Below are 12334 nucleotides of genomic sequence, written 5' to 3'. Positions count from 1 at the left end.
GCACATAAATTAACAAAATGAATCAATATATCCTTGCTTTGGACCAAGGCACCACTAGTTCCCGTGCCGTGGTCTTCGACAAAAAGGGAACCATTATTTCCATAGCACAGAAAGAATTCACACAAATATTCCCTAAACCAGGCTGGGTAGAGCACGATCCCGATGAAATTTGGTCCACCCAAGCGGGAATGGCCGCAGAAGCTGTAAGCAAAAAAGGACTCAAAGCATCCCAAATGGCCGCCATTGGCATTACCAATCAGCGGGAAACCGTTGTGGTTTGGGACAAAAACACTAGCGAGCCCATTTACAATGCCATTGTTTGGCAAGACAAGCGTACAGCGGATTATTGCGACCTACTAAAGAAAGAAGGAAAATCCGATATGATCCGTAAAAAAACCGGATTGGTGATTGATGCTTATTTTTCGGGCACCAAGGTGAAATGGATTCTGGATAATGTGGAAGGTGCCAGAGAAAAAGCAGAGGCCGGTGATTTGGTGCTCGGAACCATTGATTCATGGCTTATTTGGAAAATGACGGATGGAGGGCTTCATGTTACCGATGTGACCAACGCCTGCCGCTCCATGCTGTTCAATATCAACACCATGGATTGGGATGATGAGCTTTTGGAACTGTTGACCATTCCCAAGAGCATGCTTCCCGAAGTGAAACAGTCCAGTGAAGTCTATGGACACACCACTCCCAATTTATTCGCCACCCCAATCCCGATTGCAGGAATTGCCGGTGACCAGCAGGCTGCTTTGTTCGGTCAAATGTGTACCAAAAAGGGCATGGTAAAAAACACTTACGGCACAGGGTGTTTTATGTTGATGAACATTGGCGAAAAACCGATAGTTTCCGAAAATAACCTCCTTACCACGGTAGCTTGGAAAATCAACGGAAAAACTCATTACGCACTCGAAGGAAGCATTTTTATTGCTGGTGCGGTGGTGCAATGGCTTCGTGATAGCTTACATATTATAAAAACATCTTCGGAAGTGGAAAAACTGGCCAGTTCGGTGGATAGTTCGGACGGAGTGGTTTTTGTTCCCGCTTTTGCCGGTCTGGGCGCCCCACATTGGAACCAAAAGGCCCAAGGAACCATTTTTGGACTCACTCGTGGAAGTACCGATGCACATATTGCGCGTGCCGCTCTGGAATCCATTGCTTATCAAACCATGGATATTCTAAAAGCCATGGAAGCCGATTCGGGAATTTCCATAAAAGAATTGCGGGTTGATGGCGGAGCAACCGTAAATGATATGCTGATGCAGTTTCAGGCCGATGTATTGAACACCGTTACCGTAAGGCCCAAGATTGTGGAAACCACAGTGATGGGTGCCGCATATTTAGCTGGTTTGGCCGTAGGTTATTGGGAAAGTCCAGAGGAAATCCAAGATATTTGGCAGACCGATGTGCATTTTAACCCAACCAAAGAACGCAACACCATTGAAGAAGGCATAAAACGGTGGTACAAGGCCATTAAGGCACTGAAATTTTGGACGGAGAACCTTTAATTTTTCAAATAACACAAACACTAACATTCCCTTATATGACTCCATTTGTTTCTGAAATTGTAGGTACTTTTTTGTTGATGGTACTCGGATGTGGCGTAAATGCCAACGTATCCCTGCAAAAAACCTACGGTAATGGTTCTGGCTGGATTGTAATCTCAACTGGATGGGCTTTTGCAGTTTATACCGGCGTTGTGGTCGCTGGGCCGCACAGCGGTGCGCATATCAATCCCGCAGTAAGTATTGGGTTGGCTGTGGCTGGTGAATTTCCTTGGAGCGAAGTCCCAAGCTATGTTTTGGCCCAGTTTATAGGTGCGATGTTCGCAGCGTTTTGCGTATGGCTGGTAAACAAAGATCATTTTGATGCCACCGAGGATGGGGGCACCAAACGAGGTGTCTTTTGTACAGCTCCCGCCATACCCAATACATTTACAAACCTTTTTTCGGAGGTTTTGGGCACTTTTGTATTGGTTTTCTCCGTGCTTTATTTTACCGATGCGGTGCTATCCACGGACAATGTAATTATTGGCCTGGGTTCATTGGGAGCCTTACCCGTGGCTTTAATTGTTTGGGGCATAGGTTTATCCTTGGGCGGTACCACAGGCTATGCCATAAATCCTGCCAGGGATTTGGGGCCTCGTATTGTTCATGCACTATTGCCTTTAAAAAATAAGGGGCATAATGGATGGAACTATGCTTGGGTTCCTGTAATTGGACCTATTTTGGGAGCTGCCATAGCGGCTTGGATTGCTATTGCCTTACAATAGTTCCTTTAGGAAACAATGGCTTGGGCGGCAATGAACGCCCCTGTCCATGCATTTTGAAAATTAAATCCGCCCGTGATGGCATCCACATTAATGATTTCGCCTGCAAAATACAGGTTGGGATGTAATTTGCTTTCAAATGTCTTAAAATTGATTTCCTTTAAATCCACCCCACCAGCGGTAACAAACTCTTCTTTAAAGGTGCTTTTGCCTCCTACTTTAAATGACGAAGCTGTTAATTGCTCCGCCAATGCTTGCAATTGTTCTTTAGTGATGTCTGCCCAGCGTTCCTCGGGCGCTATGTTCGCTGCATCCACCAAACGTTTCCACAACCGTTTTGGAAGTTCAGTTACATTGGTACGCATCACGGTTTTTTTAGCTTCAACGCCTTTCAATTCCTTAAGGTAGGCCTCCATGGAATCTGTGCTATAATCGGACAACCAGTTTACCTTTATTCTAAAAGAATAATTGTAATCGTGCAGAAGGTTGGCGCCCCAGGCTGAGAGCTTCAAAATGGCGGGGCCGCTCAAACCCCAATGGGTTATCAAAAGTTGGCCATCGGCATAAAGCAGGGCATCTTCCTTAATCTTACTTTTTAGGTTCAACGTTTTCTTGTCCGTATTAAAGGTTTTCTTGGACATTACCTCAACAGTGGCATAGGTGCTTATTCCTTGGATGCCCTTAAGCCTTTGATCGTTGATATTAAATGTGAAGAGAGAGGGCACGGGCGAAACAATATGATGCCCCAAATTTTCCAGTTGTTTCCAAATTTTGGGGTTACTGCCCGTGGCAAGCATTAGTTTTTTGGTTTGATAATATTTGTTCATGGTAGTTACTTGCCAGCCTTCCCCGGTTTTGCTTATTGCCCTTACGGCGCTGTTTTTCAAAACCTGTACACCCAATCGGTCTGCCTCGCCGACCAGACAGTCTATTATACTTTGAGAAGAATCGCTTTTTGGGAACACGCGACCATCATCTTCAATTTTAAGCGGTACGCCTCTTTCCTCAAAAAAAGCCATGACGTCCATTGGGGCATATTTGTGGAAAGGGCCCAAAAGTTCCTTTTCCCCTCTTGGATAGTTCGTTGTCAACTCTTTAGGTGAAAATTCACCATGGGTTACATTACAACGTCCGCCACCCGAAACCTTTACTTTGGAAAGTACGGTTTTGCCCCTTTCAAAAATGGCAATATTAAGTTGAGGCGACAATTCCGCTATTTGAATAGCTGCATAAAATCCAGCTGCACCACCTCCTACTATTATAACGTCGAACATTAATTCACACGTTCCGGATAATTGGTAATGATGCCATCGACCCCGAACTCGGTCATTTTTTGAATATCCTCGGGTTCGTTTACCGTCCATGTATAGACTTTTAATCCCTCAGCTTGGATTTTTGCCGTGTTTTCTTGGGTAAGCGTTTTATAGTTTGGGTTTATTGCAACTGCTTTTAGTTCTTTGGCCACTTCAATTGCTTCGAGTGGATCTTCGGAAGTCAAAACCGCAATTTTTATATCCTTGTTTTTCGCTCTCATGGCTTTGAGCTCATCCCATTTGAAACTTGAAATTACAAAGTTTTCGGGGCTCCACCCTTCCTTTTCGATGTAATAGTTGACAATATGATTGACCCTATCGGCTGTTCCGGGACCTTTAAGCTCGATATTTAGAGCAACCTGGTTGTTCATAAGCTTTAACACATCCTGGAGCATTGGGATTTTGTGTCCACCATCCAAAGTGAGTTGCCTTAGTTGAACAATATTGTATTCTTCAATATTTCCGCCGGAATTGGCCAGTCTATCCACCGTTTCATCATGAAAAACAACGATTTCTCCGCTATCAATTTTAAACACGTCAATTTCTATCATATCAACGCCAAGATCCATCGCTTTTTGAACCGATGCCAAAGTATTTTCGGTCTCGTGGCCCATGGCTCCTCGGTGGCCTATCACCAATGGTTTTGATTTTGTCATTTCGCAACTGGTTAAAAGCAGGGCAGCTGTAAGAGCTACAAGTAAGTTTTTCTTCATTTTGGGTTGGTTTTGATGGTTAAAAATACGATTTGCAAACGAAAAACATCAATTTACCACCTTAAAGATATAGGATTGAAGCGGTTCTAATTCCAAGTGTATCTGGCCTTGTCCATTGTTAACGTACATCTTCTTTTTAACCTTTCCGTACAACTCCTCCGTCAATGGATACTCCCCATCCGATAATTGCCATTTGTCAATAACATCTTCGGGAACTTTAAAGTCGAAGGAATAGTGTTTGTGTCCATCAAAATTGGATAGGATAATTAGCTTCTCCCCGGCGGACCATCTCACATAGGAAAGCACTCTGTGATCGTATCCTTCCGTGTTGTCCTTATTGTAAAAATGAATCTCTTGATACCCACCCATCAAAGCTTCACTATTTATAGTGAAATTCAAAAGTCGTTTATAGAAATCCCTTAAACTTTTCTCCTCTTCCGATAATTGACCGCCATCGAATTTTTTGTTGTTGACCCATCGTTGATGGTGTGGCACCCCGATATAATCGAAAATTGAAGTTCGTGTTGGGCTGCCAAAGCCTGCATCTGCTTCTGCGGGCTCACCAACTTCTTGCCCAAAATAGATCATGGTGGGCGAGGTACTTATGGTAGTGGAAACTACCATTGCCGGCTTTCCCAATTGGGCATTTCCCACAAAATCGGGACTGGCTATGCGCTGCTCATCGTGGTTTTCCAGAAAGTGTAGCATATGGTGCTCTATATCGGCCATTCCTTTTTGCACTACAGGAATGTGGTCTGTCCATCCGTAGCCCTTCATTATATGTTTGATGCTATCGTAAAATTCTACCTTATCGTAGAGGTAATCCATTTTACCTTGGTGAATATAATCGCGGTACAAACTTGTGTTATAAACTTCGGCCAATAAAAATGCATCTGGATTTTTCATTTTGATGTTGGAATTGAGGTAACTCCAAAACTCCACCGGAACCATTTCGGCCATATCAAAACGGAAACCATCCACACCAAAATCCAACCAATACTGGGCTATGTTCTTAAACTTGTACCAAGAATCCGGCAGGGTCTTGTCTTTCCAAAATTCGTAATGTGCTTTATAATTTTTTTGATGGTATGCTTCGGGCAATTCTTCATAGTCTTTGGTTCCATCTGGACGAACTCCGTAGTTGATCTTTACGGTTTCGTACCAGTCGTTAAAATGAGGTTGTGCCAGTCGGGAGCCGTTGCCCGTCCATTTTGCAGGAACTTCTTCAAACTTGGAGTCCACTAACCTATTTTCATCTCCTCCCAAAGGCAAATATCCATCTTGCCATTGAGGCACTCCAAATGCTTCATTGGGGATGTAGTAAAAATTGTTGTTTACATCATATTCTTTGGATGTATCATCGGAGGCTCCAAAATCCTCCACTCCTTCGGGGTTGGTAATTCCTTTGTAATTTCTGGCAACGTGATTGGGAACAATGTCGATGATTACTTTTAGGTCAGCTTGGTGCGTTCGTTGAATCAAATCCTTGAATTCTTCCAATCGTTTTGATGGGTCTGTGGCGAGGTCGGGATTTACATTGTAGTAATCCTTAACGGCATAGGGAGAGCCCGCCCTTCCTTTGACAATATCGGGGTCGTCATTCGAAATTCCGTAGGCGGTATAGTCGTTGATTACGGCATGGTGGGGCACTCCTGTGTACCAAATGTGCGTAACGCCAAGATTTTTAATCTCGCGGAGAGCCTTGTCCGAGAAATCGGCGAACTTGCCCACCCCATTTTCTTCGATGGTACCCCAAGGCTTGTTGGTAGCATTGGTGTTTCCGAAAAGACGTGTAAATACCTGATAGACTACTTGTTTCTTCTTCATTGGTGGAAGGGTCGACTTTAGTTTGGTTTGTTGCTTACATGAAGATAACGCGGTGAATACAATAAAAAAAGTCAGTATCCCGTTTGTTTTCATATCACAAAGAAGGGATTCTTAAATCAATGTGCAATGGAATCCCTGATCACCAAGGTGGGTTCCAAGATTTTGGTTTGATAGGTTTCCTCCTCCGCTTCGCTCTCTACTTTATCTATCAACATTTTTGCGGCCTCTTCGCCCATTTTTTCCCCATGTTGTGCCACAACAGTAAGGCTTGGGTTGGCATATTTGGACAGCACCCCATCGGTAAATCCTATAAAAGATATATCTTCTGGTATCTTTAGTCCCTTTTTCTGCACAAATCGCATACCACAAACTGCAAAGATTTCATTTACGCACAAAACGGCATCCGGTTCCTTATTGTCCAAAAAGGTTTTTATGGCCCCTTCGTCCATTTCCATTGAGGGCATTTTCAATATCATGGATTCGTCGATTCCAAGGGGACTCTCCTTCAGTGCTTTGAGATACCCTTTGGTGCGGGCTTTACTAACGCTCAAATAATCATCCGTAGTGATAAGGGCTATTCGTTTTTTACCTTGGTCGATAAATTTTTTAGTTGCTTGGTAAGCACCCAGCTCATCATCAATAACTACTTTATCACATTCCACCTCTTGGGTAATCCTATCAAAAAGTACTACGGGGATGCCCTGCTCGGTAACTTCTTTTAAATGATTGTAATCGCCTTTTTCTTGTGTTTCGGAAGAGAGTGACATTATAAAGCCATCAATACTGCCATTGGCGAGCATTTCCATGTTGATGACCTCCTTATCGAAAGATTCTTCGGAAAGACATACAATAACGTTATATCCCCTGGCATTTGCATATTTCTCGATACCCCGAATGACCGTTGTAAAAAAATGATGTACAATATCAGGGATTACAACCCCAATATTTTTGGTGCGCTTATTTTTTAAACTTATTGCAATGTTGTTGGGCTTATAGTTGTACAGTTTTGCAAAGGCCTGTATTTTTTCTTTGGTATCCCTTCCTATTTCCTCACTGTTCTTAAGTGCTTTGGAAACCGTTGATATGGATACTTCGAGTTCTCTGGCTATATCTTTTAAGGTAATCTTTGATTTCAAGGGATAGATAATTTATGCTTTTGGGATACACTCAAATAAAAACAAGTAACTGACCAAATTACACTTTTTAACAAAAACAAAACAACCACTTAAAAAACCACTTCTTGAATTAGTTGCCCCAATCAAAGAATAAAAATGTTATATTAGTAGCAATATTGCGGAATCCGTAATTATAAACACACTTTTTAAGATTTAAGCAAGTAAGCTGTTTAAGTTTTGTAAAAAATACACTTCTTAAAGTTATCAACACGAAACCGTTTTCGCCGTGTTTTGCAATATAGTTAAATTTAGATTAACCTTTTTTTTATATATGTTTAACACTTGAATTAAAATTAACTAAACTTAAATTAATTATTTATGAAAATTACGCTACTAAGAAGCTTTTTGTTGCTTGGGGCATTTTTATGCTTTGGGATGGCGAAAGCTCAGACAGTATCAGGTACTGTTTCGGATGCGAATGGGCCGTTGCCAGGGGCAAGCGTATTGGTAAAAGGCACTACCAATGGTACGCAGACCGATTTTGATGGCAACTATACCCTTAACAACGTTGAAGATGCTGCAACATTGGTTTTTAGTTACATTGGTTACAAGACCCAAGAAATTGCAGTTAATGGACAATCCTCTATTAATGTAACCTTGGAAGAAGACGCACAAGCTTTGGATGAAGTGGTGATTATCGGTTACGGGCAAACCACCGTAGATGATGCTACAGGGGCAGTTGCCGTTGTTAACTCGGAAGATTTTAACCAAGGGGTTATTTCATCTCCGGAACAGTTGATCCAAGGTAAAACAGCCGGTGTACAAATTACCCAAAGTAGTGGTGAGCCAGGTGCAGGTATCAATGTTAGGATTCGAGGTACAAGTTCTGTTCGTTCCAATAACAACCCCCTTTTTGTTGTGGACGGCATGCCTCTTACCGGGCAGGATACTTCCGCCGGTGGAGCTGATGTAGGTACTGGAACAAGTTCCTCCAAAAACCCTTTGAGTTTCCTTAACCCTAATGACATTGAGAGTATCAGTATCCTAAAAGATGCATCGGCTACGGCCATATATGGTTCCCGTGGTGCGAACGGTGTTGTGATCATTACCACCAAAAGCGGTAAAACAGGACAGGGAAGGTTTGAGTTTACATCAAACCTAAGCTACTCAACTCCCGCAAAAACTTTTGACCTTCTAGACAGAAACGAGTTCTTGACTGCACTGCCAGAATATGGAGGGGATCCCAATGCTTTGGATTTTGGGTCTAACACCGATTGGCAGAACCTCATCCTTAGAAGCGTGGCTTCACAAAACCAAAACCTTTCCTATGCCAAAAATTACGGGAGCGGAAACATTCGTGCTTCTTTTGGGTACGGAAAACAGTTTGGTGTAGTAGAAGGCTATGCACAAGAAAGGTTAACAGGTAGGATCAATGCATCTCAAAGATTCTTTGACAACAAATTGAAGATTGATGCCAACCTTACCGCTTCAAGAATCAACGATGATGGCGGAGCGATTAGTAACAACTCAGGATCTACAGGGGATTTGCTCGGTGCTGCTTATTTTGCCAATCCTACTTGGCCGGCAAGAACAAGCTTTTCTACCGGGGGTAGTGAAATCAACCCACTCCAACTACTGAACTATTACGATGATGTGACCCACACCGATAGATTTTTGGGGAACGTTTCCGCAGAATACAGTCTTACCGATGAGTTGAAGGCCAAAGTTGCTGTTGGCTACGATGATTCAAGTTCAGAAAAGTACCAGGTTCAATCCGCTTTATCAACCGGTATTGGCAACGCTCCTGGACAAGGGCAAGGTGCTCTAAGTACTGTGGAGGTAACCGGTAAACTTTTAGATATTACCCTTAGTTACAATAAGGAGTTCGACAATTCTAAGTTGACCGCCTTACTTGGTTACTCTTTCCAGAGCTACCAAAGAGCAGGTAAAAATATAACAGCATTGGGATTCGGATCATCTGATTTGAACTCGATGATTTCCGATTTAGGGACTGCCACTTCGACCATAGAAAGCCAACTTGATGGCAGATACCAACAATTCGGTTACAACAACACTGGAACGTTTGTAAATCGTTTGTTTGTTGACGAACCCGGAACTTTTGATGTGGCCAGTCCCACAGGTGTTCCTATTAGCGCCGTTGCTGGAGACTATTTTGATTCTACCGACGAGCTACAGTCTTTCTTTGGAAGAGCCGAATATTCCATTGCCAACAAATATATTGTTACTGGTACATTGAGAGTTGATGGTTCTTCTAGATTTGGACCAAATAATCAATATGGTTACTTCCCTTCAGGTGCATTTGCGTGGAAATTGAATGAAGAGGATTTTATTGGAGATACTTTCTCTACTCTTAAGCTTCGTCTAGGTTATGGTATCACAGGTAACCAAGAAGGTTTGGGATATGGTAACTTTACCGTAAGGCAACGATTTGCAGGTATTGGCATCGATCAAAATCAGAATATCAATGCACCGGGACTTGCGATACAATCCTTTACAAATGATGATTTGAAATGGGAAGAGACGGCACAAGCCAACATCGGTCTTGATTTTGGTATAAACAACAATAGGTTTTCCGGTACACTGGATTTTTACCATAAAACCACAAACGATTTGCTACTTCAGCAAGAGGCGGCACAGCCTTCACCTCAACCATTTTACTTTGGTAATTTAGATGCCAAAGTAATAAACCAAGGTGTTGAACTTTCCATGAACTACGATATCATCCAAATGGAGGATGCCAATTGGAACCTTGGGTTCAACGTAGCCTACAACGATAACATGGTAGAGGATTTCGACGGACAAATTCAAACAGGTGAAATCAACGGTAACGGACTTACCGGAGCTTTCGCTCAATTGTTGGCCGGTGGACAACCATTATTCTCTTATTACTTAAGAGAGTTTGGTGGATTTGATGAAAACGGAATCTCTATATATCCAAATGGGGATGTACAGGAGTTTGTTGGGAAAAGCGCGTTGCCAAAAGTTAACTTGGGTATCAGCACAAGTGCTTCCTATAAAAATTGGGACTTCAACGCATTCCTTGCCGGACAGTACGGCTTCTATGTGTACAACAACACACAAAACGCTTACTTTACAGCCGGTATTATCGGTGTAGGTAAAAATGTAACGCAAGATGTACTTACCAACGGTGAGTCCAACGCCAATGCTGCAGATGTCTCAACAAGGTTTTTGGAAAAAGGTGACTTCTTAAGATTGCAAAATGCCTCGTTAAGCTACAACGTGCCACTAAGCGGAGATGGAACCTTACAAAGTTTGCGTTTATCCTTGATTGGCCAAAACTTGTTTATCATTACAGATTATTCAGGTCTTGATCCAGAGGTTAACGTACCAAAATCTTTGAACAACATACCATCTTTGGGAATCGATTATACCGCTTTCCCAAGATCTAGAACAGTTACATTAGGTATTAGTGCAACTTTTTAAAAAAATTATTCTATGAAAGCTATCAAACTAAATAAAATTTATATCTGGACAATCGCATTGGCGATGTTTGGTTGTACAGATCTGGAAATTGAACAGACAGATTCCATCTTCACCGACTTGAGTGGAGAATTTACTGGAGTCCAAGCTGGTGCCAGCCTTACTGCACTTTACAATGCAGTGAGGGGACAAACCGAAAGCCAAGAAAATTTATATGCTCTTGCGGAAGTAAGTACAGATGAGTTTGTAGTCCCTACCCGTGGTACAGATTGGGGAGATAACGGGGTTTGGAGAACTTTGCATTCCCATACCTGGAGTCCAACACACCAAAGGGTAAAAAATACTTGGAACGATCAAAACAGCAATGTGTATAACGCTACCACCATTATTGACAGTAGAAGTAACCCAACACCTCAACAAGCTGCAGAAGCCAAGTTTTTAAGAGCTTACAGCATGTTTTGGCTGATAGACCTTTTTGGTCAGGTGCCGTTTAGAACACCGGATGAAGGCCCAGATGTTAACCCAACGGTTATGACCCGGGCAGAAGCTTTCGACTTTGCTGTAAAAGATTTGACCGAAGCCATTCCGGACCTACCATCTGTAGGGCCAAGTGAAGATTTGGTCAGAGCTTCAAAAGCTGCTGGAATGCTGCTATTGGCCAAGTTCTACCTGAACAAGCATATTTTTACAGGTACCGGAACCCCAGAAAGCTCCGATATGCAACAAGTAATTAACTTGGTAGATGATATCGCAGCTGAAGGTTTTGCCTTGCAAGAAGGCTATTTTGAGTTGTTTACCGATGATGTGGATACTGAAACCATATTCTTTACCACTTCAAGTGTTGGTAATGTTATTTGGAACGGTTTGCACTATAACCAAATTGTTCCAGACCAAGCTGGTGGATGGAACGGATTTACTACGATTGCAGAATTTTACGATTTGTTCGAAGGTGATCCAAATGTGAACACCCCAGGATCAGGTCAGGAAGAAAGAAGAGGTTTTGTCCCAACTGATGGAACCAACTTTGGTATTGGTAACGGTTTCCTAATTGGACAACAGTACGATGCCAACGGCAATCCATACAAGGATAGAACTGGGGCTCCCTTGGCATTTACCAAAGAATTACCTGGTTTGTTGGGCAACAACGAAAGAACTGGTATTCGAGTAATTAAATACAACCCGGCCAATGGTGCTTTTGCCAACCACAAGATTGTATTTAGATATGCCGATGCATACCTAATGAAAGCCGAGGCTATGTTGAGAAGTGGAGGAGACCCCACAGCAATGGTTAACGAACTTAGAGCGCTAAGAGGAGCCTCTCCATTAGGAAGTGTTACCGAGCAAGACCTTATTGATGAGAGAGGAAGGGAATTATATGGTGAGCAATGGAGAAGAAATGACTTGATCCGTTTTGGACAGTTTACCGCTCCATGGTCTTACAAAGAGGTTTCTGGGGATGACACTAAAAACTTGTTCCCTATTCCTGCTACGGCAATTATTTCTAACCCTAATTTGGTTCAGAACCCAGGCTACTAATAATTCAAAGTTTAAGCTGTTTTTATATATGAAAAGACCACCGATCGGTGGTCTTTTCTTTTTAACTCAACATATATTAATCAAATATTAGTC

General features: G+C 42.5%; 8 protein-coding genes. 4 read left to right on the top strand and 4 right to left on the bottom strand.

All coding sequences use genetic code 11. From position 1 onward, the window contains the following. Positions 1-17: 17 nt before the first annotated feature. Positions 18-1514 carry a glycerol kinase GlpK gene (gene glpK / locus VM932_RS05370; RefSeq protein WP_326277541.1) on the top strand — a complete coding sequence of 499 codons (1497 nt, stop codon included), beginning with the start codon at positions 18-20 and terminating at the stop codon, positions 1512-1514. A gap of 35 nt (positions 1515-1549) precedes the next feature. Next, complete coding sequence (locus VM932_RS05365) at positions 1550-2278, top strand: MIP/aquaporin family protein (RefSeq protein ID WP_326277539.1); 729 nt, start codon at positions 1550-1552, stop codon at positions 2276-2278. Positions 2279-2283: 5 nt separating this feature from the next. Here the strand turns inward: VM932_RS05365 and VM932_RS05360 are convergent, their stop codons facing one another. Genes VM932_RS05360 through VM932_RS05345 form a run of 4 tightly spaced genes read right to left on the bottom strand, consistent with a single transcriptional unit; the run spans position 2284 to position 7264 of the window. Next, on the bottom strand, positions 2284-3549 hold the full coding sequence (locus VM932_RS05360; RefSeq protein WP_326277538.1) for a BaiN/RdsA family NAD(P)/FAD-dependent oxidoreductase: 1266 nt from the start codon (positions 3547-3549) through the stop codon (positions 2284-2286). Continuing rightward, on the bottom strand, positions 3549-4301 hold the full coding sequence (locus tag VM932_RS05355; RefSeq protein ID WP_326277536.1) for a glycerophosphodiester phosphodiesterase: 753 nt from the start codon (positions 4299-4301) through the stop codon (positions 3549-3551). The genes VM932_RS05360 and VM932_RS05355 overlap by 1 nt, the downstream gene beginning before the upstream one ends. 48 nt (positions 4302-4349) lie before the next feature. Further along, entirely contained in the window at positions 4350-6221 is a 1872-nt protein-coding gene (locus VM932_RS05350) for an alpha-amylase family glycosyl hydrolase (protein WP_428979719.1), read from the bottom strand. A gap of 23 nt (positions 6222-6244) precedes the next feature. After that, positions 6245-7264: a LacI family DNA-binding transcriptional regulator gene (locus VM932_RS05345; protein ID WP_326277534.1), complete on the bottom strand. Its 1020-nt coding sequence runs from the start codon at positions 7262-7264 to the stop codon at positions 6245-6247. Between the two features lie 357 nt (positions 7265-7621). Here VM932_RS05345 and VM932_RS05340 point away from each other — a divergent pair, with 357 nt between their 5' ends. Next, the gene (locus VM932_RS05340; RefSeq protein WP_326277533.1) at positions 7622-10708 is read left to right on the top strand and encodes a SusC/RagA family TonB-linked outer membrane protein; all 3087 of its coding nucleotides are present in this window, start codon (positions 7622-7624) and stop codon (positions 10706-10708) included. A gap of 12 nt (positions 10709-10720) precedes the next feature. Further along, the gene (locus VM932_RS05335) at positions 10721-12241 is read left to right on the top strand and encodes a RagB/SusD family nutrient uptake outer membrane protein (protein ID WP_326277531.1); all 1521 of its coding nucleotides are present in this window, start codon (positions 10721-10723) and stop codon (positions 12239-12241) included. Positions 12242-12334 lie beyond the last annotated feature (93 nt).

It is taken from the genome of Flagellimonas halotolerans (assembly GCF_035818535.1).
In the GTDB taxonomy this organism is placed as follows: Bacteria; Bacteroidota; Bacteroidia; order Flavobacteriales; family Flavobacteriaceae; genus Flagellimonas; species Flagellimonas halotolerans.
Note: the sequence above shows the minus strand (reverse complement) of the source record. Positions and strands in the feature narration are given on the sequence as shown.

Bases quoted from the DNA above. Each gene is read 5' to 3' on its own strand.
- VM932_RS05360 (WP_326277538.1), bottom strand. From the start codon at position 3,549: ATGTTCGACGTTATAATAGTAGGAGGTGGTGCAGCTGGATTTTATGCA.
- VM932_RS05340 (WP_326277533.1), top strand. From the start codon at position 7,622: ATGAAAATTACGCTACTAAGAAGCTTTTTGTTGCTTGGGGCATTTTTA.
- VM932_RS05350 (WP_428979719.1), bottom strand. From the start codon at position 6,221: ATGAAAACAAACGGGATACTGACTTTTTTTATTGTATTCACCGCGTTA.
- VM932_RS05365 (WP_326277539.1), top strand. From the start codon at position 1,550: ATGACTCCATTTGTTTCTGAAATTGTAGGTACTTTTTTGTTGATGGTA.
- VM932_RS05335 (WP_326277531.1), top strand. From the start codon at position 10,721: ATGAAAGCTATCAAACTAAATAAAATTTATATCTGGACAATCGCATTG.
- glpK (WP_326277541.1), top strand. From the start codon at position 18: ATGAATCAATATATCCTTGCTTTGGACCAAGGCACCACTAGTTCCCGT.
- VM932_RS05355 (WP_326277536.1), bottom strand. From the start codon at position 4,301: ATGAAGAAAAACTTACTTGTAGCTCTTACAGCTGCCCTGCTTTTAACC.